This window comes from Chitinophaga sp. 22620 (assembly GCF_052044405.1).
Lineage (GTDB): Bacteria > Bacteroidota > Bacteroidia > Chitinophagales > Chitinophagaceae > Chitinophaga.
Genome location: NZ_JBQEMV010000004.1, coordinates 201,018 through 226,593, shown reverse-complemented (window position 1 = coordinate 226,593; position 25,576 = coordinate 201,018). Strand labels below are relative to the sequence as shown.

The following is a 25,576-nucleotide window of genomic DNA, read 5'->3' as shown; positions in this document are numbered from 1 at the left end:
ATTTAATGAACTTATAGCCATCCTATCTCCTTTTCCTGTACAGCAACAGCGCCGTTGCAAAGATCAGGAGCGCTCCCGGTATCACGCCGAAGAAAATTACCCGCATGGTAATAATGCCTTTATCATCGGTATCGATCCTGTCTTTCGATTTGATGGCGCCGGTATTTACCGGGAAGGTGCCATAGGTGAACCAGCGGAATATCTCCGTGATCAGGGGCTGGTTCCATATATACGGTTTGCGCCGTGCCAGTTCGCCCGAGCTCATAAAATCTGCATCACCGGTAACAACGATCCGCTGCGTTCTGCTCCCTACCTTTCTTTCCGCTGCAACAGCCAGCGCTTCATTGTTTTTTGCCACCAGCAGCGGAGTGGTTTGAAAGCCATGCCCTCCCCCATATCGAAGGCTTACTGCGCCCACCATGGATACCACGGCACGATCGGCCCTGTATGCCGAAAGCCTGGGGGCAATGTTCCCGGCGCTGTCGGAAAAGCGGGCGAGGATAAAATCGGGCGCATAATCCCGGCTTTCTTCCTGCAGCGGCGCTTCGCCCGGCTGCACGTCCAGCTGCTGCAGCAAGGGCTTCAGTACTTCCTGCGACCCCGGTTCTGTGATCACAAAGAGGTTTCTGCCGCCGGCTATATATTCATCCAGCTTTTTTTGGACCGCCGGAGAGAAGGCTGTTTTCGGATCCGCTATCACCAGCACGGAAGTATTTGCGGAGATGTCCTCATTGTCGAGATTAACGGTGTCTACATTGAATCCCTGGTTGATCAGCGCGCCCCTGAAGGTAAGCTCGTTCACAAACATCCTGAAGGCCGCATCTCCCGCTTTTGTGATGCTTCTTTCCCCGTTACCCCTGAGAAAAGTGATAACAGGTATTTCAGATGGCGTAACCAGCCGTTTCAGCGCAGCGGTGAATTCCTGCTCGCCGGGATATATCCGGATGTCGTTGTAGTACCGGAGGAAGGTCTTTTTATCGCCATATTGCAGGAGCCGTACGAGACGGTTCTCTTCCGGGCCGAGGTCTACCATTTTTTTGATCTTTTCGGGCGGCAGCACTTTTTTGTGATCCAGGTCCTGTATGTCCGCTACTTTTTTTGCGATGGCGGCATCGCTTTCGCCGGGGTAATTTTTGTAAAGGCCTTCGTTGTTGGAAAAATCATAATAATACACGTAATCCATTTCCAGGTCCGGCATAAACCGGCGGTACGGCGTGAGTATCCGTTCATCTGCGCTTTTTTTCTCCGGTGCGCCGAGATAATAATTATTGTCGAGGATGTTTACATAGGTGGTGATCTTCAGCGGCTTATCCATTTTTGTGATCAGTTCGCGGCTTTGCGGGCCGAGCGTATGCATTTTCGTGGCCGTCATATCGATATAACCCGTGAAAGCCGGCAGGGAACTGACATAGCCGGTAAGGAAACACACCGCTATCAGCCCGAGGTACCTGGCGGTGCGGATGTAGGGAGATTTTGCCTCCCGCTGATCCTGTAACCGCATAGCAGTAATGGCCAGGAAAAACCCGATCACGAGGAAAAAATAAAAAGCATCCTGCGAGCTGATCAGCCCGAAAATAAACTGTTCCGTTCTGCCCGCGATGGACATAAAATAAGTGATGTGCCGCACGGTATCGTTGCCCTGGAACAGGCCGCCGACGAAGTTGAGGCCTGCCAGTACCGCCAGTGTGCTGATGGCCGCTACTACCTGGTAAGTGGTGAGCGAGGACATAAATAACCCGATGGCCGCGTAAGCGCAGATGAGCAGGTAGAGCCCCAGTGCGCCGGAAGCCAGCAGCGTCCAGTCGATATGCTCAATAAAAAAAGAGCCCGAGATGCCGTACAAACAAATGATGACGAGCAACAGCGCGCCATATCCCATCATGGCGACATATTTTCCCAGTACGATATCCCTTACCTTGATCGGCGAGGATAACAGCAGCTTAATGGAACCGCTGTGCGTTTCCCGGCTGATGAGCCCCATTGTGAGCAGCGGGATGTAGAAATACAGCGTGTTCTTTACGCCCGGGTAAAATCCTTCCTGCAGGCCGGCAAAGACCATGGAGGTAACATCGGAAAAGTGATTGCCCATCCGCTGCGCCCTTCCTATCATCTGGAGATAATAAATAAAATTGACCCCGATCTGTATGGGAAACACGATCAATATGAGCCAGGCTACCGGTGAATGGAACAGGAGGCTCAGTTCCTGCCGGGCTATTCTGATAATTAATTTCATGGTTGTGCGGCGGGTTTAGTTTTTTTATTGGATAACTGTGCGAAGATGGCGTCGAGCGAGCTTTTCTCCAGCGTGATTTCCTTCAGGCGCCATTTCCGGTGAACGCTCGTTTCGATGAGGTTCTCCGCTATATCGGCGGCAGGCTCGAATCGTACCCGGATCGTTTTCTCCGTCAGGAACTCCACTTCCTTAATGCCTTTGATAGCTCTTAATTCTGCTTCCGGCGGCGGATTTTCCAGCGTGGCGATGAGGCTGTCCGGTTCGATATAGTTGTTGAAAGATTCCATCGTGTCTTTGAACACGATCTTGCCGCCTTCGATCATGATGATATCCTGGCAGGTAGCCTGTATTTCCGAGAGAATGTGCGAAGAAAAGATCACCGCGCGGTCGGCGGCTATTTCTTTGATGAGCTGCCTTACTTCCAGTATCTGGTTGGGATCAAGGCCATTGGTAGGCTCGTCCAGCACAACCAGCAGCGGCGTATGGATAAGCGCCTGCGCAATGCCCACCCGCTGGCGGTAGCCGCCGGAGAGGTTGCCGATAAGCCTTTTGCTGAAATGCGCCACGCCGCATCTTTCCTTCACCATATCCACTGCGGCCTTTATCCGGCGTTTTTCTATCAGCCGGATATGCGCGCAGAAAGTGAGGTATTCATCTACGGTTTGCTCGAGATGGAGCGGCGCGTTCTGCGGGAGGAAGCCGATCCTTTTTTTGGCCTCTTCAGGGTGCGTTCTCATATCGATGCCCTCGATCAGCACGCGGCCCTCGGTCTGGCTTAACACTCCGCAAAGGATGTTCATGGTGGTGGACTTGCCGGCGCCATTGGAGCCAAGCAGCCCCACGATGCCGTTCCTATTGATCCCGAAGCTGACATCTTTCACCGCCCAGTCTTTACTGTAGCGGTGCGACAGCCCTTCAATTGTTACGATATTTTCTTGCATGTGCGATTGGTTTAAACAACAGGAATTGATGGCGCCGGCAATTGCCAGCGCCCTCAATGGAACAGGGAAGAAGAGGAAAAAATTATGGATTCAGCGGCCAGTCCGGGTTGAACACAGTGGCATTGGGCCACAGCTGCCGCAGGTACTTGTCGCTGCCGGGCAGCAACTCGTAGTCAACGCCTTCGGCGGTATGTTTGATGGTCTTCCGGAAACGCGCTTCTTTATTCAAACGTTTCAGATCGATGACGCGCATACCGGTGAAGACCAGTTCGCGCCTTCTTTCTTCCAGTACAAAACGAAGAACGTTTTCATTATTATTACCGAAGTCCGCCAGTGTAAAGGCTTTATACGCGGCGGGCGTGATCCTGTTCAGCCGAAGCTTGTTGATATCGGCCAGGGCATCCGCCGCCTTACCTTCCCGGGCAAGGCATTCCGCGCGCACGAGGTACATTTCCGGAACGTTGAGATAGTTGCTGTAATAGTCCCCGCGCAGGAAGATCTTCACCCCGTACCGGCTCATATAGTTGAACGGTGGAGCGGGCGGCCAGCCGTCGGCGAAATACAGCGTCCAGCGCTTATCGTCGTTGGTGAAAAGCGCCGTCAGTTCAGGGGAGGCACAAACGTCCATCCCCAGCCCGAAAGGGCGCAGGAAATGACGGGCCACGATGGTTTCGGGGTTGAGCTGCGCGTCAGGGATATTGGTCCAGCCCAGCGGCGCGCCGGGAATATTGGGAAATGGCCCGGGGATGATGACGTTGTAGGTGTTCATGTCTTTCAGCTCACCCTGTAAGGAAAGCGCGAGGTCCGCATTTTTGCGGGCATTGACATAATCGCCCATAAACAGGTAGGTTCTGGCGAGTAAGGCGTAGCCTCCGGCTTTGGAGGCCCTGAACTTCGTCAGCTTATTCTTCACCGGGAGGTCGGCCACGGCGGCATGCGCATCGCTTAGTATCTGTTCGTACACCTCTTTTACCGAGTTCCTGACAAACTTCGCATTGATATCTGCTATCAGTGCGATAGGAATGCCGGGCGCCGTCGCTGCCGTGGCTTCGTCATAATGATGCGCGTAAACGTTCACCAGCTGCAGGTGCTCCATGGCACGGCCAAGATAGGCCTCCGCGCGTACGCTTCTCCGGTTGGCGTCCGTACCTTCCGTAGCCTCCATGATATTATTGATGATCGTGTTGCAGTAAAATATCCGCTTGTAACCTTCGCTCCACAGGAAGTCGTTGCCCCCCTGGTCGTAGGGCGAGGTATTGAACGTATAGATCAGCCTGCCATAAGGCTGCTGTTTCGTATACAGGTTGCCGGGCTGCCCTTCCGGCAGGAAAGCATCGTCCGACATAAGATCCCAGTACTGGTCCCCGAAATTGACCATGGTACCGGAGTTGAGCATATTTTCAAAATCGGTCACCGTGATAGGGATGAACTTATCTTTCGGTTTTATGTCCAGGAACTTGTCGCAACCGGATAACGCTATGATGAAAATGATATACAGATGTAATTTCTTCATGATTCCTCGTTTTAGAATGTGATGTCAATTCCGGCCATGTACACAGGCATCACCGGCAGCCTCCTGTTGGCATAGGTGCTGGCAAGCTCGTACGCTTCGGGGTCAATGCCCGCATCGTTATTGTACCAGCTGAAAGGATTTTGTACCTGCAGGGTCAGCTTGGCGGACGACAGCTTTTTGATGCGCGGCAGCATCGGCGCGAAGTTGTAAGACAGTGCGATATCCCTTACTTTGATATAGTCCGCCTTCAGCACGTTCCGGTCGTTGGCGAACCAGATGAGGTTGTAATACTCGCGGCCGTTGTTAGCCAGATCGGGCGCGGGCAACATTCCCGGTACATTTTCGTCGCCCGGCTTACGCCAGAAATTCATCATCCTGGCGTCTACGTTCTTTCCACCGAAATTGCTCTGGATAGGACTTACCACATCCCTCATCACGTTCCCGCCGTTGGCGATGATCATGATGCTGAGTGAAAGCTGTTTGTACGTAAAGCTGTTGGTCAGGCCCATGGTATATTTGGGCCGGAGCGTACCGCTGTATGCCAGGCCGTTGACATCGGTCATATTCGCCACGATGGTGCCGGACTGATCATAGTTCTTTACCACTTTACCTGCGGCATCGTATACCATCACAGAGCCGTTGGTGGGGTCTAGCCCGGCGTATTTGAAGCTGAACAGCGCATCCATCGGGTAGCCGATGCGGTTGACGCCGTAGCCCTGTGTGAGCATGTCATATCTCATGTCGCGGAGATTGATGTCCGTCATCTGGTTCTTGTTAAGGCTGAGAGCCAGCGTGCTGCTCCAGGAAAAATGTTTTCCATCGATGTTCCGGGAATTGAGCGCCATTTCGAAGCCTTTGTTTTTCATGCTTCCGTAATTGATCAGGGCGAAAGGAAAGGCATTGGTGGGATCTGTCAGCTTCTCACCCAGCAGATCGGTGGATTTGCGGATGTAATAATCCAGCGATCCGGAAATGCGGTTGTTCAGCACGGCAAAATCAATCCCGATATTGGTAGTGGCCGTTTTCTCCCATCTCAGGGATTTGTTGGGCGGATAGAGGATATTGGTGCCGGTGGCTCTTGTTTCGTTGACGAAATCGGAGCTAGCCTGCAGGAAGGGGCCGACCGACCTGGCCACGTTGCCGCCCAGCCCGTAGGTGGAGCGGACGCTCAGGCTGCTCAGCCAGGGGATGTCCTTCATGAAATCTTCCTCCGTCAGGCGCCAGCTCGCACCTACCGACCACAGGGGCAGGTAACGGTACCGTGGATCGGTACCGAAAAGGTTGGAGTTGTCGACCCGCACGCTGCCGGTCAGGTTGTACCTGCCGTTGAAGGTATATCCCGCATTGGCATACGCCGAAATGTAGCGTTCTTCCTGGTACCTGAAATTGGTACTGTTGTTGAAGCTCCAGAAAAAGGTACTGCTCAGCGATTGTGTCCCCTTCAGGCTGCCGAGCGCATATTCGTCCACGGGCTGGAACTGGAGGTTGTTATCGTTGTACCCCATTTTGAACAGCGAGGTGGTGGCATTCGAGATGGCCCGGCGCTCCACGCCTGCCAATGCCGTCAGGCGGTGCCGGGATGCGATTTCCCGGTCGAAGTTGAGTTGCGCGCGGGCGGTATATGATTTGGAATTCCCTCTCGTTTCGTAGACCTGTCCGCCGTCGGGCACGTTGTACACGATCTCACCCTGCGGGTCGATCTGCGCCGCATCGTTGATGAGGTTCTTGGCGTAGTAGGAATCGGATTTGAAATACTGTTTCTGATAGCTGGTACCGCGTTCCGTCTGGTATTTGAGATCGAGGGTAAGTCCGCGCATGATCTTTACCGTGAACCCGCCCTGGAGCCGGAAGTAATTCGACCAGTACGACAGCTCGGCCTTATCCAGCTCATCCAGCGGGTTAAAGGTTTCATCGTGCAGCCCCAGTGCCTTCAGCCTTTCGATCTCATAAGGGGATTTAAGCAGGGTGAACGGAGCGGAGCTGCCGTCCGCATTCCTGAGAATTTCGTACGGCATGTTCAGATAGTATTTTTCCGGGTCGTCGCGCTGGTATTTTCCATTGCGGAGATTGGTGGTCACGCCGACTTCTGCATCCAGCCATTTGAACACTTTTACATAGTCCCGCAGGCCCACGTTTACATCCTCGTTGCGGGTGCGTAATCCATACCCGCTGTTGCCGGTATAGTTCATGAAAACGTTATACCGGTGGATATCATTGCCGCCGCTGGCGGAAAAGCTCTGGCGGTGTTTGATACGGTTGCGCATGTACAGGTCTTCCAGCTGGCTTTGCCCGTCGTAGCTGCGCAGGCGGTTCAGGATACCGTCCAGTTCTGTTTCACTGATAAGGCCCTGTTCGTGGTTATACAGCGCTTCCAGCGCCTTGCTCTTGCCTTCGCGCCTGATACCGTCGTTGAAGGAAGGATGCCATTTATTAAAAAGTTCCTGTTGCATATCCACCATCTGCGAGGAATTGAGCAGGTTCAGATAACCTGCGTCTGGTTTGGCGGTGAGGAACGCGGTGCTGCTGAAATTGACGGTCAGTTTACCGCCGCCCTGGCGGGTGGTGATGGAGATCACGCCATTGGCGGCCCTTGTGCCGTAGATAGAGGCTGCCGCCGCATCTTTCATCAAGGTCACATTCACCACGTCGGCAGGATTGATATAACCCAGGTCGCCTTCATACGGGAAGCCGTCCACCACGTACAGCGGCGCCTGGTTGCCGTAAAGCGTGGAGAGCCCGCGGATGGTGGGAACCCCGTTCTGCATAAAAAGGCCTGGCACCGTGCCTTCCAGCCGGTCCATAATATTGGTTTCCATCCTGGCGCCCAGTGTTTTTTCCGTGATCACGCTGAAAGACCCGGTAGCGCGTTCTTTGGGGATGGATTGATACCCTGTGTTGGCGGTAACATTCAGCTCAGTGAGGTTGGAAGAAACGACAGACAGCGAGATATTACCGAGGCGGCCGGCTTGCAGCACGGAAGCGGTAATTGTTATTTCTTTGGTTTTATACCCGATGAAACTGATGCGGAGTACATTCCCGGCTGTAACAGGCAGCGTGAAGCTTCCTTCCGTGTCGGTAATGGCGGACCGGTTGCCGCCGATGACCGTCACCGTGGCGCCGATCAGGGGAACGCCTGTGCTGTCTGTTACCCGGCCGGTAACCGGCAATTCCGGTGGCGGCATCGTTTCACCTCCCGCTGTACGGGTGGGTTTGCTGTATAAAAGAATGGTATTGTCTGCTATTTTATAGTTAAACGGCTGGTCTTTCGTGATCAGGTCCAGGAAGCTGGTAAGCGGCATGTTCTGGACGGATACCGATACCGCGCCCGCTTTCTGCAGGAGTTCTGATTTGCCCCAAACCACGAAACCGGTTTGTTTTTTAATGGCGGCGAACACCTTTTTCAGCGAAACATCCCTTCCGGAGAAAGTAACGGATTGCGAAAATGAGCTGGCTGATACATGTAAACAAATGGCGAGAAGGAGAACACTGGTAAATCTCATGATCCGGAGCATTTTGGTTGGGAGCCGGCACGGCAAGTCCCAACGGCTCCAGTAAGCAGTTTTTTGCATAGATTTGCAACGTTTGGTTGTTAAAAATGGAGGTCTCGAAACCCGTTTTAGTCAACCGGCAATTTTAGCCGGAAGTGTTAGCCGCACTTCCGGTTTTCTTTTTGCCGGGTTGACCGTCTTTAGTTGATTTATGATCTCACGTATAATGTTTCATGTTTAAGGCATCACGACCAGCCTGCGCCCTTCTTCGAGGCGGAAATGCACGTCGGACCTTTCCAGGCCGGCCAATACATCAGAGAGTTTCAGCGTTCTGCTCATCTCCCCGAAGAACCGGACATCCGGCACATTTCCTTCATATACCACTTCCAGGTCGTACCAGCGTTCCAGCTGCCGCATCATTTCGCGCAGGCCCATCCCTTCAAAATTAAAGAGGCCGTTCTTCCAGGCTGTGGCCTGTTCCACGTTGGCGTTGCGCGTCACTTCCATGCCCGCGCCTCCCGCCTGGAGCTGTTCGCCTGGCTTCAATACCACCGTGCCGCCGGTTCTGCCGGTAAGGGATATCCTGACCGCTCCTTCCACCAGTGTAGTGTAGCTATTACTTTCATTCGTATAGGCGTTTACATTAAATACCGTACCCAGCACTTCGAGGTCTATTTTCCCGGGCACTTTCAACCTGAAAGGCTGCGCGGCATTTTTAGCCACTTCAAAATAAGCTTCGCCCGAAAACTCCACCATCCTTTCTTTCGCATTAAAAGCAACAGGGAACCGCAGGTAGCTGGCCGCGTTGAGCCAGACCTTTGTGCCATCCGGCAACACAACCCTGAACTGCCGGCCTTTAGAGGTGGTAACGGTGTTATATTTCATTTCGCCGGTGCCCGCATCTTCAGGCGAGTATTGCAGCCCGTCATTTTTCAGTATTACGGTGGTGCCGTTCTGCCGGGTGATGACGCCGTTGCCGGCACTGTCCAGCACCATTTGCGATCCGTCGGCCAGTGTAAGGACGGCGCCATTTCTCCCGGGGTCCACATCCGGCGGCTGGCTTCCGGCCACCATGGGCGCCGGCTGCGGCTGATGATACTGGTTGAAATACCAGGCGCCGGCGGCAACCAGCACTATCACAGCGGCGGCCCATCCCCACCTGTGCAGGAAATGCACCCGCTGCACCGGTTTGGCAACCGGGTCGCCGGCCAGCTTATCCGACTTCAATATCAGGCCCGCCACTTCCATCCAGTGCTGCCCGTCGTAGGCCGGCAGCGGCTGCTGCCCGTGCTCCTGCAACCAGCTTTCCACCTCTTCGATGGTAGCGCCGGGTTCGCCCAGGTCCACCAATGCGGTGAGCTCGTTCAGTTCTTCCTCCGTGGCGTCATGCGCCGCCAGGCGTGCCAGTAAATATGTTAATCGGGCGTTATGTTCCATTCAGGTGGTAATACAGGTAAACGAAGACTTTTTATGCCCCCTCATCTATACCAGACAATTGAGGGGAAGAATGGTACCGAAAAAAAGTAAAGTTTTTTTTCCCGGCAGGTGCATATTCAGATAAGGATATCTATTAAAATCAGCAGGAACAGCGGGTAACCGGCCTTTTGCAGGGAGGCCCGGATATTTTTAAGGGCCATTACCAGCAGGTTTTTCACGGTGCTGACGGCCAGGTCCATGTGTTGGGCTATTTCACTGGTGCTCAGCGCCTGTTCCCGGCTCAGGCGGTAGATCTGCCGTTGCTTTTCCGGCAGTTGCCGGACGGCTTCGTTCACCAGGGTCAGCAGCTGCCGGAACTCGATCATTTCCGCAACGGGCAAGGCTTTGCCGGCGTCTTCCCCTTCAAGCCCGACGGTATGCATCACTTTGTCGCGGATGGTTTGGCGGCGCACGTAGTTCACGGCCAGGAAAAAACAGATCTTCTTGATCCAGGCGGCCGGTTGGGCAACTTCCGTAAGCTGGTCGCGGGCTACCCATATTTTAAGAAAGGTATCCTGCACCAGGTCGTCCGCCACGGCCATCGATCCCGTAATGCGCGCCGCCATGGCCAGCAGCCGCGGGGCGTAGATCTCGAAAAGCTTCCTGAACGCAGATTCATCGCCGGCGGCAATCTGTTTATAAAGGTCAGGAACATCAATAAAATGACCGTCGTTCAATGAAGCGATATTAATGATTAATGTAATGCGCTATTGAATGGTGAAAACGAATGGTATGAAAAGATCCTGGTTGAAATCCTGTTACCGGGCAGTAGCGACCCCGGTAAATATGTCAAATCTGGGGCGAATTTCGCCAAATTCTGCCGGATATGCAATAATGCGCCTGGTCGAGATATGGCCGAAGGGCTGAAACCGCCCGCCCTGCCGGGATGGAACTGGCAGACATGCCCTCTTGTCCCGGGGGTGGAGATAACAGGATAAACTATAGCATAATTAACCGACCATTCAATTTATTGTGCTGTCAGCTAACCGCTCCGTACAGGTTCGAATCCTGCCCCTACAGCAAAAAAGACCGGAACAATGCCGGTCTTTTTTTATTTTCCTTTTCTTCGGATACCTCCCAAATAAAGTAAGGGCTGTTCCATGGTTTTTATTATTCCTTCAAACTTCTTTTTGCGCGCTCAGGACTTCTCCCGGGCGATCTCAATCATGGCAGACAGCTCTTCCACGGCTATCTCGTTCAGCCCGCCGAAGCCGGCAACGTTAAACCGGATGTTACCCTGAGGGTCTACAATGATTTTGGTAGGAATGGCCTTTACGCCATACAAATCAGCCACCGCGCATTGCCCGGTAGTTTTATCCCTCAGGTCCATCAGCACGCGGAAAGTAAAATGGTTATCTGTAACGTACTTCTTTGCCGCCGCGGCAGGATCGGCTTCGCCTTTATCCATTGTGTGCAGGAAAACGAAGGCAACGCCCGGATCATTTTTGTATTTGTCCACCGCCATTTGCATGGAAGGGAACGAAGCCTTGCAGGGGCCGCACCAGGTAGCCCAGAAGTCCATTACCACCACTTTCCCTTTCATGTCGGACAGGGACACTGATTTCCCGTCCGCATCTTTCAGCGTAAAGCCGGCCGCGGGCTGGTGAACGGCTTTCTTCATCACATCATTCCTGATCTTCAGCCGTATGTCTTTCAACAGGCTGTCCTTTCTCCGTTCAAATCCTTCTTCAGAGGCGTTTACGGCAATGTATGCCTGACGGTAATTGTCGTTCGCCTGGCGGTCGGCGAAATTCGCACGCAAGGCGTTTTCGATCAGCGGAAATGCGTCCTTCAGTCTTTTAGTAGCGACCAGGGCGCTCAAATATGACGACTGCACACCGCGGTTGGCGCCATCGTTATATTGGGATTTGATGAAAGTATACGCTTCTTCAGCCTGGCCCAATTTAATGAGTACGTTAGTATAACTGGAAGCCGCCAGGTTCAGCATGCTGCCGGTCTGAAGCAGGCTGCGTTGCGCCTGCCTGCCCGTATCCCCCTGCTTTAAAAGCGCATGATATTGGTTATCCAGCGAATCCACCACCGGCTTCAGCCGGATCCTGAGTTGCTTCGGGTCGATAGGAGGCACTTGCAACAAGGTGTATTCATACAACCCGGAATGATTTTCCTTTTTCAACAGATCGAGGTAATACCACATTTTTACGGCGTTCCGTTTTTCGCCAAAATGTAGTACCAGCGTGTTTATCGTAAAGCCGGGCGCCGGCTTCCCGGGGAACTCTTTTGCCAGCTTCAGGTACATGTCTTCAAGCTGTCCGCCATCCCTTATCCCCTGCAATTCGCCCGCCATGCGGTTATAGGCCAGGTCTCCCTTTGGAAACTTTTTCACGCCCCGTTCCAGTACAGCTTCTGCCATATCGTTTTTCCGGTTCACGGCATAATAGGTGTACGCAAGCATCCAATCCTTTTCAGCGCTGCTTTCCAGCAGCGATTGCAATTTGGCGTTCCGTACCGTCGTGTCTTTTATATCCGCCAACTCCTGTGCTTTTTTTCTCGTTTCCGCCCAGCTGTTCTGCGACTTCGCTTCATGAGCCACGAACAGGCCCACCATCAACACCAGTATTTTACCTATTTTCATGATTGTCTTTTTTTTGATTGAGTGTTCTTTGTATTAATCCCTGTAAAAAAGATGGGCGATCTCCCCGAAGCCCGAAAAAGTGTCGGTGGCAGTATTCCCCACAACATCGCCCAGGTTGTCGAGATCGAAATAGTACACTTTACCTTCTGCGCCTTCGTTAGCCGCCACCACCAATCGTTTGCTCGTGGAGCGAAACAGCTTCACGTCCGCGATCTGCACGCCTGTGGGGAATGAGAATACCTGCCTGGAGCTGTTGGCAAGCATATCGTACAGGTAGATATTGTTGCCAGCGGCGTAATAAAGGTGCTTGGCCACGCTGGAAGTGGCGAACGCGGTGGCCTGCTCAATGCCGGGACTGTTCCCGATCTTCTGGTTTATACCGGGTGTAGTATTGGACAAAGAAAGAATGTACCGGCCGTCGGCTCCCTGCATTACAAAATAATATTCGTCGCTCATCGCGCCCATTACGCCATAATCGGATGCGAGCATGGTCATACCAACGTTGCCCATATTGAAAGCTGCTGCATCGCTTCCGGAAGCGACCGTCAGCTCGCGGTCCAGGTAGCTTGCCTGCATGAAGCGTTTGTGCCTGTTGTCGTAAAAGAAAGTAGCGTACTGCGAGGAACTGATAATGGCGGGGAACAGATCGTAATCACCGGGCAGCCTGTCCGAAAAAGGCTTTAAAACCTCCGCTGGAAAAAAGACCGGGCCCAGCCCTACATGCAGGCCTCCGTTGGCGATGATGTACTGGTCTATCACAGATTTGCCCACGGCATAGCAGGGCTTGGAAACAAACTGCTTGCCCTCGGGAAAAATGTCCGTAGTGGAGCCGTTCTGCACGAGGTCGTTCGCATTGAAACGATAAACGCCCTGGTCGGTAAAGAAATTGATCAGCGCGATACTGCCAAAGGGGTCAGTAGCCGCGAATGCGCCCAGCGCCTTGCCGGGATAAGTGGTATTATTGATAATCTCGGCAGGGTTCAGGAACTGTTCGCCGTCTTCGCGGATAAACGACAGCAGGGCTTTGCCGTTCCTGTTGTTCGAAACCAGCCAGCCTTCATAAAATCCTCCGTTTACGGTGAGGCGGTAAATCATGAAAGAGACGATGCCTGTCCGGGTATTGGCCACCTTGTATTCCAGTTCGTATCTACCCGGCTCAAGCACGATGCTAACATCCAGGTCTTTGTTACGGGAGAGAATAATGGTATCGCCCCCTACCTGCCAGGCTTTCCACTGGTAGGTGTAGCCATCCCTGGACGGGATGGATTCCGTCAATACCGTAGCTACCTTTAAAGTTTCGAACTGGGTTACGGTAAAGGTAGAATCTGCGGTTTTGATGGACACCGTGTTCTGCTTTTCAAAATGATAATCCTGCTTATCTTTCTGGCAGGCGGTGAAAAGCATGATGAAACTTATGAATAGAAAAATGTGTCTGGTCATGTCTGCCGTTTTTTCAATTAAAATGTTACGCGGTTACCATTTTCGTCGATCAGGGGACCGTTGGCGGCTTCGTGTTCCAGCAACGCGTTCCGCAAACGGACCGGCAGGTTATAAATGCCGCTGGTGCCCAGCGCCTCGTAAGAAAAATCCGAGAGGCCAGTCACCTGTATCATAAACCGGAACTTCACCGCGCTGAACGTTCCAAAAGCGCTTTCCACATCGGGCCAATAGGTGGGCTCCACGATCCTGCCGGTGATCTTCACCAGCATCTTTGACAGGTTGTAGCTGCCGCCTATCTCCTGTCCAACGGCTCCCGGAGTAAAGTCCTTGCTTTCGGCTACTTCGGCTACGAGCCTGAACTCGCTGTCCGCCATTTCGGGGCTGTTGATCACAATAACGGGATAGTCCACGGTAAGGGCGCCAGCGGGAAGGGTATGTTGCGGCAGGATAAAGTCCACATTCTGGCGCGCTGTAGTGCCTGCTCCGGCTTTCACCGCGATGGTCCTGGGATAGTCTTTCGCCCCGCCCACCACGCGCATCTTCAGGTAAATGGTATCCTTGGCTGCCGGCGCCGGCGAGAAAGCGAACGAATAGCTGACGCTGTCGATCTCATATTCGCCCAGGTAAAAGGCAATGCCGTCCCCCCCGCTGTAGTCCATCAGCTCATCTTTCTGGCAGGAACAGGCAAGCGCTGCAATACACAGTATGATAAAATATCTCATGGTCGGTTTTTTAATTGTAATTGGGATTGAATTCCAGTTCCGGATCAGGGATAGGCAGTACATACTTCGCCAGCGATACGTCGGTGGACATGAACTGCATCCGGGTGATTTTCCGGCGTTTGTAATAAAAGAACAACTGTCCTTCGGCATAAAATTCCTTCTGGTATTCCTTCGTGATCTCATTGCGCAGGGCGGTAGCCGTAATGGTGCCGGCATTCAGTTCGGCGATGCCCCTGCCCTTGCGGACAACGTTCAGATAAGCGGCTCCCTCGGCCGGCGTAGCTGCGCACTCGGCCATGATGTAATACATCTCCGACAGGCGGATGGCGGGCACGTACTGGTCGAGCCGGTTGGAATCCAGGGTATTGTTGGAAGCAGTATAGGTTTGCCAGTACTTCGAAGGGAAGGACGAACCGCCGTCCTGCTCGATACGGTAGAGGTACCTGAAGTCGGTACCGCCGCCGGAAGACGTTTCATAAAGTGTCTGGAAGTTTCCACTGGACCGGGTAAGGCGCATATTGGCATTGCCGTAGAACCGGAAATACTCGTTGTTGACCCAGTTCAGCATATCGCGCACGCGGATGCAGAAGACCTGCTCCGTGAGGTACAACCGGTCCCTGGAAGCCGGCGCCGCCGAAGCGCGGGCGAAGGTAATGAGGGGAAACCTGGCCGAATTCACCACCACTTCCGCCGCATTGAACGCGCTTTGCATATCTCCCGCATACAGGCGGATGCGGGCTTCCAGCGCTTTCAGGGCATAGTAGTTCATTTTGATGCGCCTGTTCGCAGACCCGGTAAATACCGGATCATAGTCCTTCAGCAGGTCTTGCGCTTCGGCCAGGTCCTGCAGCGCCAGGTTCACCACCTCTTCGGTAACAGAAGGCACTACCGGATTTTGGTCTACCGTTTTTTTATACGGTACGGCCTTCTTCCCTGCGCCGGCAGTATATTCCTGGCCGAAAATCCGGAGCATGTCGAAATGCAGCAGCGCTCTCAGGCCCAGGGCCTCCGCCCGTATGGTAGCGTAACCGGCCGCGCTGAGCACATCCCGCTTCGATTCCGTATTCAGGATCACCTTGTTGGCGCCGGCGATAGCGGAATAGGCTGTGCTCCAGATGGCGCCGGTATAGCCGGTCACTTCGCCCGAAGCATAATTCAAAGCCCGGGTTTCCAGAAAAGGCGCGCCAACGCCGGAAACAGAATAGTTCTGCGCCAGCGCCGACATAAAGCCCATGGTGAGGTTATCGCCGTACAGCGCACGGCTGGCCAGCTGGGAATATACGCCCGTGAGCGCCTGCTGGAAGCCGACTTCCGACTGGAACAATTCCTCCTCCGACAAAGTGGATTTGGGCGCAACGTCCAGGTATTTGCTGCAGCCCGCGAGCACGGCGGCAAGCAATATACAAGAGATATATCTGAAAAGATTCTGCATGTCATTCGTTTTATAAACCAACTCTTAAGGAAAGGGAATACGTCCGGGCAAAAGGGTTGCTGGTGCCCCGCTCGATCTCGATCGTGCTCAGCCGGAAAAGGTCGTTCGTGATGGCCGTAACCTGCAGGCTCCTGAACCCGAGCCGCCTGACGAAAGCGCTCCTGTAAAAGTTATACCCGAACGATGCGGAGGTCAGCGTCAGGTTGTTATCGTCCTGCACGAAGCGCGAGGTAAGCCTGGTGGGCCTGGTAGACACCCCGATGCGGGTATATTTGCTATGATCGCCCGGGCCCGACCAGCCCAGGTCGTACGCCCGCCGGTCCACATTCCAGCTGGGGTCCACGGATTCCACCCGGTCTATCAGCGTCTGGTTATACAATTGCCCGCCGAACTGGTAGTTGAATATGAGGTTCATCTCGAAGCCTTGATAAAGCAGGTTCGTCCCGAAGTTGCCGTTCCATTCCGGGATGCTTACGCCATAAGCCACTTTATCCGCCGCGTTCCATTCATAGGTCTTTTCCCCGTTGCGCTTCAGGAACACTTCCGAGCCCGTGGCAGGATCCACGCCCAGCGAACGGACCACATAAATGGCGTTGATGGACTGCCCTTCCTCGAACAACACGTTCGGCGCCTGTTGCTCCTCGTTGCCCGCGTTCAGCTTGTCGTTGGACGCCTTCAGTTTGTTGGAGAGTTTCTTCAGGATGTTCCTGTTCGAAAAACCGTTCACGTTCACCGACCACAACAGTCCTTTCGATTTATTTTCTATCAGCTTCATGCGCGCGGAAAACTCGATACCGGTGTTCTCGATCTCGCCAAGGTTTTCGCTGAAGCTGGAAAAGCCGGTAGACGGAGCAAGCGTGATCTGTGTAAGGGCGTTTTTGGTGTTTTCCTTATAGAGGTCCACCCGGATATCCAGCCGTTCAATGAACAACACCGCGTCGAGGCCCACATTAGCTTTATGCACGTTCTGCCAGCTCAGGAAGTCGTTGCCGAGCCCGATGAGCGTGGCACCCAGCTCGCCGTAGTAGCTGGTGCCTACGCCAAAGCTGTACCTGGACCTGGCGCTGTATGCCGGGATGTTCAGCGAACCGGTAGTACCGTAGCTGGCGCGTACTTTCAGCCGGTTCACTATATCGCTGGTGCTGAACCAGTTTTCGTTATGCAGGTTCCAGCCTGCGCCCGCAGACCAGAAGGCGCCATACCGCTTGTCCGCCCCGTATTGGGAAGAACCGTCGCGGCGTGCGGAGAGGTCCAGCAAAAAGCGGTTGTCGTAGCTGTAGCTGCCACTGAATACCACGCCCAGCCTCCGCACCGTGCTTTCGTCGCCCGTGGGCCGGCCGTTGGCTTCGTACTGGGCGGCAAACAACAGGTTATCGAGCTGGTCGTACGGAAAGCCCTGGGTGACCATGGAATAGTACTTGTTGGTGGAACTGGAGAAATTGAGGCCCAACGTGGAAAACAGCTGATGCCTGCCCGTGGTGAGGTTGTAGTTCGCCGTGGTAAGGCTTTCGTAACTATGACTATCTTCATCGCGCACGATGTAGGAGCCTTTCTGGTTCAGATCGGTAACGGCGTCGAAGCGGCTGTCCTGCGCACTGAAAAACTGGTCGGCCCCGGCGCTCTGCTTGTTGAGGCTGAAGCTGGATTCGATATAGAAATCCGGTGTTGGCATGTACCGTACCTGGAAGTTGTTGGAGATCCCGAAATATTCTGAACTGTTCACGGAATTGAGGGTGGCATCATACAGCGGGCTGGGTATCCTGCTGTAAGTATTGTTCAGCCGGTGGATCAGCACATCTTCCAGCAGCTTTTTAGGCCTGCCGTTCTCATCATAAGGCGCCCAGTAGGGGTTCAGCCGCACGTACTCGCTGAATTCGCCGTAGGGCGATTCATTGGCCTTATTCTGGAACAGGCGGATGGAATTTTTGAACTGCACTTTTTTCATCAGGTAGCTCAGATCGAACTGGCCGGAATAATTCTTCCGGTCCTGCCCTTTCATGACGCCGTTCTGCAAATCCGCCATTATCTGGATGCCATATCGGATGGACTGGTCGCCGCCCTGCAGGTATAACGAGCTGCGGTTGCTGTAGCCATTCTGTACGGGGATAGACAGCCAGTCGGTATTAACGCCGCTTTTCATGGCTTTGTACCGCTCGTTGTACAGCACGTCGCGCGCATGTTGCGTTTGTGCGCTTTCGGAGGTATAAACTCCCGCCCGTTTCTCAAAGTCCAGCTTCTCTTGCGTGTTCAGGAGGTTGTACACGGAAAGGTCGGGTGTGGTGAAGCGGAAATCGTTGTTGAAGGTGACCTGGATCTTCCCCGGCTTGGGCGTGATGGTGGTCACGACCATCACGCCGTTGGCGCCGCGGGAGCCGTAGATCGCCGTGGCGGAAGCGTCTTTCAGCAGGGTGATGCTGTTGATCAGGTTCATATCGAGGTCCACGATGCGCTGGAGGCTCACTTCGAAACCGTCGAGGATGAAGAGCGGCGCATTGGGATTGTTGGAAAGCTCGCCGCTGAGATTGGGAAACGAGTTCTGGCCGCGCATCTGGATTTCAGGCAGCTGGTTGATGCTGCCGCCCGTCACGTTGTTGGGAACAATGCGGAAAGACGGGTCCAGCGCGGAGATCGCAGCAAATACATTATTGGCGCTCACTTTCTTCGCCTCTGCGCCTGAGATGGTTTTGGACGCGCCGGTGAAGTTGCTGGCAGAGCGCTGGAACAAACCTGTCACCACTACGGTCTCGATATTCCTGATCAGGCGCGCCAGCCTCACGGTAATGGTACCGTCTCCATTGACAACCAGGCTGCTCTTGCCGTTGCCTTCCGTTTCTTCCGGCCGCCCGTTCACCTGCACCGTCATTTGTTCGAAAACCGGCGTTGTTCCGCGCATCCTGACACCGGCGGGTGAATAACCCACCGAGGAAAATACCACGAGGTCCCCGTCCTGCACGTTGTCTATTTTAAAGCGGCCCTGCCTGTCCGCCATTTGGCCAGAAGGCTTGCTCATGATGGAAACGGAAGCAGCGTCCAGGGGGTTGCCTTCCAGGTCCGTCACCCGCCCGGATATTGCCAGGGTGGGCGTGGGAGCGTTCTGTGCAGGAAGCTGCGGAAGTTTGCCCGGCGTGATATTGATGGTATTGTCGCTGATCTCGAAATTCATTCCCTGGCCCTGTAGCAGCTTGCCCAGGAAATCGTGCAGCGGCATGTTTTCCGCCCGGACGGACACTTCGCGCGTCTCCGCAGCCTGGACGATGGATTTTGAACTGAAGAAAACGAAATAACCGGTTTGCCGTTGCACATCCCGTAATACCTTCCTGATGGTAGTTTTCTGTCCGTTGAACGTGACGCTTTGCGCGACGGCTGCTGCCTTTACCTGGAAAAGCGCGGCTAGTAGCAGGGCTGCTGTTAGCTTCATCACTAATATGATTTTGGTTAATCGCCGGTTCCGGACAGGCTGCCATCGTGGCCATACCTTCCCAAAACCATGCTCCGAAGCGGTTTTTTGCATAACTTGCATCAAGTTTGGTTGATAAATAATTAGTGGTCTACATCGCTAAAAAAATCAGCTGAAAACATCCGGGAGTGGTCTCAACACTTCCGGTTTTTCATTTTTGGCATTTACATTCGGAAGATCCGGGCGTATTCCTTTACACCCGTACCTGAAGTGACATACTATTTAGAGATAATCAGTTTATTTCCATTTTCGATCCTGAATTTCAGGTCCGTTTTTTCGAACAGCCGGATGAGATTGTTCAGGCTCATTTTGCGGCTTACCTGCCCGTAGAACGGTGCATCCACGGGTACGCCGCTTTCGATCACCACGGTGATGTCGTACCAGCGTTCTATCTGGCGCATAGCTTCGGCGAGGGTCACGTCTTCAAAATCGAACGCCGCGTTCTTCCATGCCAGGGCCTTTTCGGAGTCTACGTTCACCACTTTCAGGCTACCACTACCCGACTGCGACTGCTGCCCGGGCTGCAGCACCTTCTGTTCATTGCCTGCATGCACGCGCACCGAGCCTTCCAGCAGCGTGGTATACACCTGTGATTCGTTATCGTAAGCATTGATGTTGAATTTTGTGCCCAGAACAACGACTTCATCTCCTTTCCTGAGCATAACGATGAAGGGACGTTGCACATCCTGGCTGATCTCAAAGTATGCCTCGCCGGAAACCTCCACCCGGCGCTCGTTCCCGGCAAATGCGGTGGGGAAGCGGATGGAGCTGCCGGCATTCAGCCATACCTTCGACCCATCGGGCAAAGCGATCTGAAACTGCTGGCCCTTGGGTGTGGCGATCGTATTGAAACTGCCGGCATGCTGCCCTTTGGCACCCTCTTCGTAGCGGAGCTGCCCGTTGTTCAACATGAGACTGGAGCCGTTCTGCTGCGCTACCATACCATTGTGCAGGCTGTCCAGCGGTACCTGCGTACCATCGGCAAGGGTGAGCATCGTGACGCCCGCGGCTGGCATGATGTGAACGGAATCCATGGAAGCCATGCCAGCAGGCTTTCCCACAGGCGTTCTCAGGAGAAAATACCCGCCCAGGCAAACAAGCACGGCCGCAACGGCTGCGGCCCAGCCCCAGTGGCGCAAGAAGAATATACGGCCAATAAGAGGCTCCCGGCCGGCGCGGATCGCCTGCAGCACAGCCGCCGGTTGCAGCGGAGCGGCGGGCACCTCGCGGGTACTCACCTGGTCGTACAATATAGACAAAAGCTCTTTGGCCTCCAGCTCATTGGCAGGATCGCTGAGCCATAACATGAGCTCGTTCTCCTCTTCCGGAGTGCAGGTGTTGGCGGCATATTTGCCCCATAAAATTTGCAGGTGTGCTGACGTCATAAAATTCCCCCCTGTATTAAAAAGACAATTGGCCTTTCCCTGCGGGTAGGCCGATGCAAAAAAAATTCCCGAGATCTTATATATGCATATTTTCAAACCCTATCCGGCTGAATTCCAGCATATTTAGCAGAGATCACGACATACAATAAATGGCAATGGCGAGGGCCAGCAAGTGTGCGTCCAGGTAAGTACGGATACCCTGCAAAGCCTGTTTCATGTGGTATTTGACAGTATTGATGGAGATTCCCAACGTGTCGGCGATCTGCTGATAGCTCATGTCATGCCCGCGGGACAGCTGATAAACGGCGCGCTGCTGCTCCGGCAAACGGGCGATCGCCTTTGCAACAAGGGCATGATATTCCTTCCATTCCAGGGATGTAGCGGTGGAATCATCGCCATCCTGCATATTTTCCGCCATCCGGTTAAGGATCACCTTTTCCATGGCAAGCCGTTTAAGATAGTTATAGGCTTCGTTGCGGGCAACGGTTTTCATCCATGCGGGGAAAGAATCCAATTCATGAAGGACCCGGCGTTGCTGCCAGATCTTAACGAATACGTTCTGGGTGATCTCTTCGGAGAGGAACTCGGACTTTGTAACAGCCAGGGCGTAATAGTAAATATTATCTTTATGATAATTGAAAAGCTGGGCGAAAGCTTGTTCGTTACCTTTACTTACCTGCAAAAGCAAATCCCACTCACTATTTCCTTGGGTGACCGGCAATTAGTTAAATAAATTTTATACGTATTAAAGAGAGGATATACCGAAACGAGTCCTTAGCAGGCGTAAATATAGTCGATTTAGGAATTAAGTAAGAATTCCATATTAATCTGATGGAAAGTTGAAAAGCGTTGATGAAGGAACGGACATATACCAGAAAACCGGTAGAAGATAATTCCCGGTTATTGTGTAGTAGCATGAGAGGAGCTATACCCTAACTTTGACAGATAAAACCTGGCTCCCAGGGGGTATAAAACCGCCGGATACAGGAGGTTGAAGGTCTTTAAACGTTAAAAACAAATCGTAATACACCAACATGATCATCAAAAACCAAAAGCATTCCCGGATATCATTTGTTTTCCATACGCTGCTATTTCTTGCTGCTACCCTGTTCTGCCAGGCGCAGACAGCTTTAAAGCCGGGAGACAATTCCTTCGATAAAAAATGGCTGAAAAGCGGGAAGTATGAAATGGCCTGTTTCTCCCTGGACGGCGGGATGAATAAAACAGAGATCAGCTCGTTTGTAATTGAGATCAATTCAGGCAGCGGGCCCCTGGCTATTTATACTACTTTGAAAGTACCCGGTTCAGAGGACCATTGGAGGGACACCAGCATAGTTGACGGGAATACTTTCAGGCCGGTCTATCGCTCCTCCTTCAACAGGAACAGGGAAATGGTCCTGAAATACGATAAAGAGGTTACCGGGCATTACTACGACAAACAAACCAAAAAAAGAAGCGCCATTAAGGAACCTGTAAAAGAAGCTTTTTTCGACAGCTACAGCTACCCGTATTTGCTGGCGCTGCTCCCGCTTGCATCGGGTTATAATGCCGATATGACCGTATACGATTATAAACCGGGGAATGCCACCAACATCAAAAAAACGCTTATCGAGGAAGTGAAGAACAGCCTGTATGTCAGTGACCTTACCGGCGAGCACAAAAGCTGGCAGGTAAGCGTGTATGAGCAGGCCACCAACGAAAAGTATGAGTATTATATTGATAAGGAAACACGAAGATTATGGAAGGTGGAGGTTTTCTCCAAGGGCCAGCATATCCTGATGGTTGATAAAGAACTGGATTATAATCCTTTTAAAACCACTTTCGATAAGGTGGCCACATTAAAGATGCTGAAATCCGGCAGCGCTGTGATCAGCGGGGAAGCCTTTGCAAGGGATAACCAGAATGAAGGGGCGCTTGGGGGAATAGCCGTACTCAATGTCAATAAGAAACAATATGCAAGGGCCGGTACAAAGATCGTCCTGATACCGTATACAGCTTTCTTCAAGGAATGGATGAAGGTGAACGAGGCCTCCAGGAAAAAAGGAAGGGCTATTCCGCTTCCGGCGGAAGTGGCGGAGTGCATGAAAGTAACCACCGTTTATGACGACAAGGGGCATTTTGAATTCGTAAACCTGATGCCCGGGGAATATTTGCTTTATACGGAGTTCGGCTATACGCATACTTCCATACGGACGGAGGTGACTGGCTATTCTGATAAATACATCAACGGCCTGTACCAGAGCACATACACCCATACTACCACCAACGCTTACGACGTCAATGCTTCGGCCGGTATTAAAAAGGTGGTGACCATAAAAAAAGAAGGTGAAAAAGTGGAGGTGAAGTTGAGGAAGACCTTGTAGAAAAAATTGACTGTTAAAGACGCCAGGAAAAGGACAAACCGGAAATTACGGTTTGTCCTTTCCTTTTTGTGGACGATCCTATTCGTTGCTGTTCCGATCCGGCGGCGTTACCCCCAGCAGGTGCTGTACAAAAAAGTCGCGGCGCCTGATGCGGCCGTAAAGCCCGCCATCGGTATGCCCTACGCCTGGTATCGGGAGGAATTCGAAAGTTTTGCCGCTATTGATCAGGGCGTTGATCACCCGGTAAGTGGATTCCGGCGGCACATTGGTGTCTGCCTCGCCCACCATCAGTAAAAGTTTGCCTTTCAGCTTACCCGCATTGGTAATGTTGGACTGCTCGTCATAATGCCGGCCCACAGGGTATCCCATCCATTGCTCGTTCCACCATTGTTTATCAACGCGGTTATCGTGGCAGCCACAGGAAGACACGGCCGCTTTGTAAAACTCCGGATGGAAGAGCAGGCCCCCGAGCGCGTTCTGCCCGCCGGCGGAAGTGCCGTACAGCCCTACCCTGGCGGTATCCACAAAGGAATATTTTCCGGCAAGGGCTTTGATCCACAGAATGCGGTCGGGAAAGCCGGCATCCGCGAGGTTTTTCCAGCATACGTCATGGAACGCCTTGGAGCGGTTGGCGGTGCCCATGCCGTCTATCTGCACTACTACAAAACCCAGGTCCGCCAGGCTTTGCATCTCTGTATAATAACTCATGAAGCTCTTCGGCACAAAAGCGTCGTGCGGCCCTGCGTAGATGTTTTCGATCACGGGGTACAGCTTGCTGCTGTCGTAATCCGAAGGGCGGCACATGATACCCCATATATCCGTTTTCCCATCCCTGCCCTTTGCCATGAAAGGAACCGGGAAAGGCACGCCCGTGGCCTGCCAGGCGCTTACGTCGGCTTTTTCGAACACTGAAATGAGCTTCGCGTCCGCCGTACGGCGCAGTTCATGAACAGGCGGTACATTCACCTGCGAGTATTTATCGATGTAATATTTCCTGTCGGGCGAAAAGAACAGCTGGTGATTGCCTGTTGCCGGCGTGAGCTCCACCAGCTTGTTGCCGTCCAGGTTGATGCGGAAGTAGTGCACATAATAGGGATCTTCGCCTGGCTGCATTCCCCCGGCGCGGAACCATATTTCTCTTTTCTTCGCATCCACACTGTCGATGCTGCGCACCACCCATTCGCCTTTGGTGACCTGTTTCTTTACCGAGCCGGTAAGCGTATTGACCAGGTAGATGTGGCGCCAGCCATCTTTTTCGGAGGTCCATACCATTTCGTTGGTCTCCGGGAGGTAGTGGGTGTAGATGCGGGACTCATAAATAAATGTAGATGTTTGCTCATCCAGTATGTTCCGCGTAGCGCCGGTAAAAGCATCCACTTCGATCACGCGGAAACGCTGGTGGCCGCGGTCCACCTTTTCATATAAAAAATAGCGGGGATCTTTGTGCCGCCAGTGCAGGACCGGCGGGCCAAAGAAATCGAGCGGTTCCGCATTTACCTTCACCGCCTTTTTATCCGCTACGGAAAAGATATGCATCTCATATGCGGGGAAAGAATCCCCCGGCTGCTTGTAAGGATGTGAGCGCAGCTGCCCGCGGGTAGTGCCGGGAACGTCCGTGAGCACATAATGGACCGCGGAATCCTTTACCGGGCGCGTACGATAGCCGATGAAATATTTGCTGTCCGGCGACCAGGCGAGCGCTTCATAACGCGCCGCTTCGCTTGTGCTGTCGGAACCGTTAGTGGTAAGCTGCAGCAGCGCGCTGTCTTTAGCGGATTGAATAAATACGTTGCCGCGGATGGTCCTGGCGATCCATTGCCTGTCCGGCGACATTGAACCAGTCGAAAAGTTCCTCCAGCGCGACGGCCCCCGTTGCAGCACCTGCGATTGCGGCCTGGCGGTTGCCCGCATTTGGGCCAGCACAGCAGTGTCTTTTATTTCCTCTTTGCGGCCGGAAGAGGCCTGCACCAGGTAATATATCTTTGAAGAGTCTTTATTGCTGCCCACCTCGTACCAGAATTTTTCTCCACCGGGAAGCCAGTTGGCTTCCACATTATGCCGGACGATCTTTCTCCGGGTAATGCTGTCCAGTAGCTGCACTTGGCGATACCGTTGCATGATATCTTCATGGGCGGGGCGGTAAGGCGTCCGCGCAATCTGCTGTGCCAGCAGCGTTCCGCCGGAAAGGCAGCACCAAATAAAGAATCCCAGAAATTTGCTGTATTTCATAAATATATCCTGTGCGGTCAAATTAAAAACTGAATAGCCATTTCCCCTGTTTATCATGCTCTTAAAAATACTAATCGCGGGGCTCTGTTTTCAAACGATTTTTAATCACTTCTGCTCATATCTTGACCGGTAGCAATCTGCAAGTCTCTTTGCGAGGTGCGACGAAGCAATCTTCAAACATTGCGTTATCTATATTCAGTGCGGGAGATTGCTTCGTCGCCCCACCCGCTTTGGCGCTGCTGCTCCTCGCAATGACGGACAGCCTTTGCTTCGTCATCCCACCTGCATTAGCTCTGCTGCTCCT

General features: G+C 53.1%; 15 protein-coding genes. 1 reads left to right on the top strand and 14 read right to left on the bottom strand.

Annotated elements, in window-relative coordinates:
* Positions 1 to 22: 22 nt before the first annotated feature.
* From ACTJIK_RS20285 to ACTJIK_RS20225, 13 genes are all read right to left on the bottom strand, one after another.
* Entirely contained in the window at positions 23 to 2,233 is a 2,211-nt protein-coding gene (locus ACTJIK_RS20285) for a Gldg family protein (protein WP_440649363.1), read from the bottom strand.
* Positions 2,230 to 3,174, bottom strand: coding sequence for an ABC transporter ATP-binding protein (locus ACTJIK_RS20280; RefSeq protein WP_440649362.1), 945 nt, complete (start codon positions 3,172 to 3,174; stop codon positions 2,230 to 2,232). The genes ACTJIK_RS20285 and ACTJIK_RS20280 overlap by 4 nt, the downstream gene beginning before the upstream one ends.
* 82 nt (positions 3,175 to 3,256) lie before the next feature.
* Positions 3,257 to 4,687 (bottom strand): RagB/SusD family nutrient uptake outer membrane protein, encoded by a 1,431-nt coding sequence (locus tag ACTJIK_RS20275; protein WP_440649361.1) that lies wholly within the window; start codon positions 4,685 to 4,687, stop codon positions 3,257 to 3,259.
* Positions 4,688 to 4,698: 11 nt separating this feature from the next.
* A complete protein-coding gene (locus ACTJIK_RS20270; protein WP_440649360.1) occupies positions 4,699 to 8,187 on the bottom strand; it encodes a SusC/RagA family TonB-linked outer membrane protein in 3,489 nt (1,162 codons plus the stop codon).
* Positions 8,188 to 8,412: 225 nt separating this feature from the next.
* Positions 8,413 to 9,612: a FecR family protein gene (locus ACTJIK_RS20265; RefSeq protein ID WP_440649359.1), complete on the bottom strand. Its 1,200-nt coding sequence runs from the start codon at positions 9,610 to 9,612 to the stop codon at positions 8,413 to 8,415.
* A 116-nt stretch (positions 9,613 to 9,728) separates the two neighbouring features.
* A complete protein-coding gene (locus tag ACTJIK_RS20260; RefSeq protein WP_440649358.1) occupies positions 9,729 to 10,328 on the bottom strand; it encodes an RNA polymerase sigma factor in 600 nt (199 codons plus the stop codon).
* Positions 10,329 to 10,789: 461 nt separating this feature from the next.
* On the bottom strand, positions 10,790 to 12,244 hold the full coding sequence (locus ACTJIK_RS20255) for a redoxin domain-containing protein (protein ID WP_440649357.1): 1,455 nt from the start codon (positions 12,242 to 12,244) through the stop codon (positions 10,790 to 10,792).
* A 33-nt stretch (positions 12,245 to 12,277) separates the two neighbouring features.
* The gene (locus tag ACTJIK_RS20250) at positions 12,278 to 13,684 is read right to left on the bottom strand and encodes a PKD-like family lipoprotein (protein WP_440649356.1); all 1,407 of its coding nucleotides are present in this window, start codon (positions 13,682 to 13,684) and stop codon (positions 12,278 to 12,280) included.
* A 17-nt stretch (positions 13,685 to 13,701) separates the two neighbouring features.
* Positions 13,702 to 14,406: a DUF4843 domain-containing protein gene (locus ACTJIK_RS20245; protein ID WP_440649355.1), complete on the bottom strand. Its 705-nt coding sequence runs from the start codon at positions 14,404 to 14,406 to the stop codon at positions 13,702 to 13,704.
* Between the two features lie 10 nt (positions 14,407 to 14,416).
* Positions 14,417 to 15,838, bottom strand: coding sequence for a RagB/SusD family nutrient uptake outer membrane protein (locus ACTJIK_RS20240; RefSeq protein ID WP_440649354.1), 1,422 nt, complete (start codon positions 15,836 to 15,838; stop codon positions 14,417 to 14,419).
* Between the two features lie 10 nt (positions 15,839 to 15,848).
* A complete protein-coding gene (locus tag ACTJIK_RS20235; protein WP_440649353.1) occupies positions 15,849 to 19,256 on the bottom strand; it encodes a SusC/RagA family TonB-linked outer membrane protein in 3,408 nt (1,135 codons plus the stop codon).
* Between the two features lie 257 nt (positions 19,257 to 19,513).
* The gene (locus tag ACTJIK_RS20230) at positions 19,514 to 20,680 is read right to left on the bottom strand and encodes a FecR family protein (protein ID WP_440649352.1); all 1,167 of its coding nucleotides are present in this window, start codon (positions 20,678 to 20,680) and stop codon (positions 19,514 to 19,516) included.
* 133 nt (positions 20,681 to 20,813) lie between these two features.
* Positions 20,814 to 21,368, bottom strand: a complete 555-nt coding sequence (locus tag ACTJIK_RS20225) for an RNA polymerase sigma factor (RefSeq protein ID WP_440649351.1) — start codon at positions 21,366 to 21,368, stop codon at positions 20,814 to 20,816.
* A gap of 346 nt (positions 21,369 to 21,714) precedes the next feature.
* Here ACTJIK_RS20225 and ACTJIK_RS20220 point away from each other — a divergent pair, with 346 nt between their 5' ends.
* Positions 21,715 to 23,043 (top strand): DUF3108 domain-containing protein, encoded by a 1,329-nt coding sequence (locus ACTJIK_RS20220; RefSeq protein ID WP_440649350.1) that lies wholly within the window; start codon positions 21,715 to 21,717, stop codon positions 23,041 to 23,043.
* 78 nt (positions 23,044 to 23,121) lie between these two features.
* Here the strand turns inward: ACTJIK_RS20220 and ACTJIK_RS20215 are convergent, their stop codons facing one another.
* On the bottom strand, positions 23,122 to 25,272 hold the full coding sequence (locus ACTJIK_RS20215; protein WP_440649349.1) for a DPP IV N-terminal domain-containing protein: 2,151 nt from the start codon (positions 25,270 to 25,272) through the stop codon (positions 23,122 to 23,124).
* Positions 25,273 to 25,576: the final 304 nt, after the last annotated feature.

Excerpts from the sequence above, each read along its gene's own strand:
- ACTJIK_RS20285 (WP_440649363.1), bottom strand. The coding sequence starts at position 2,233 with ATGAAATTAATTATCAGAATAGCCCGGCAGGAACTGAGCCTCCTGTTC.
- ACTJIK_RS20280 (WP_440649362.1), bottom strand. The coding sequence starts at position 3,174 with ATGCAAGAAAATATCGTAACAATTGAAGGGCTGTCGCACCGCTACAGT.
- ACTJIK_RS20275 (WP_440649361.1), bottom strand. The coding sequence starts at position 4,687 with ATGAAGAAATTACATCTGTATATCATTTTCATCATAGCGTTATCCGGT.
- ACTJIK_RS20270 (WP_440649360.1), bottom strand. The coding sequence starts at position 8,187 with ATGAGATTTACCAGTGTTCTCCTTCTCGCCATTTGTTTACATGTATCA.
- ACTJIK_RS20265 (WP_440649359.1), bottom strand. The coding sequence starts at position 9,612 with ATGGAACATAACGCCCGATTAACATATTTACTGGCACGCCTGGCGGCG.
- ACTJIK_RS20255 (WP_440649357.1), bottom strand. The coding sequence starts at position 12,244 with ATGAAAATAGGTAAAATACTGGTGTTGATGGTGGGCCTGTTCGTGGCT.
- ACTJIK_RS20250 (WP_440649356.1), bottom strand. The coding sequence starts at position 13,684 with ATGACCAGACACATTTTTCTATTCATAAGTTTCATCATGCTTTTCACC.
- ACTJIK_RS20245 (WP_440649355.1), bottom strand. The coding sequence starts at position 14,406 with ATGAGATATTTTATCATACTGTGTATTGCAGCGCTTGCCTGTTCCTGC.
- ACTJIK_RS20240 (WP_440649354.1), bottom strand. The coding sequence starts at position 15,838 with ATGCAGAATCTTTTCAGATATATCTCTTGTATATTGCTTGCCGCCGTG.
- ACTJIK_RS20235 (WP_440649353.1), bottom strand. The coding sequence starts at position 19,256 with ATGAAGCTAACAGCAGCCCTGCTACTAGCCGCGCTTTTCCAGGTAAAG.
- ACTJIK_RS20230 (WP_440649352.1), bottom strand. The coding sequence starts at position 20,680 with ATGACGTCAGCACACCTGCAAATTTTATGGGGCAAATATGCCGCCAAC.
- ACTJIK_RS20220 (WP_440649350.1), top strand. The coding sequence starts at position 21,715 with ATGATCATCAAAAACCAAAAGCATTCCCGGATATCATTTGTTTTCCAT.
- ACTJIK_RS20215 (WP_440649349.1), bottom strand. The coding sequence starts at position 25,272 with ATGAAATACAGCAAATTTCTGGGATTCTTTATTTGGTGCTGCCTTTCC.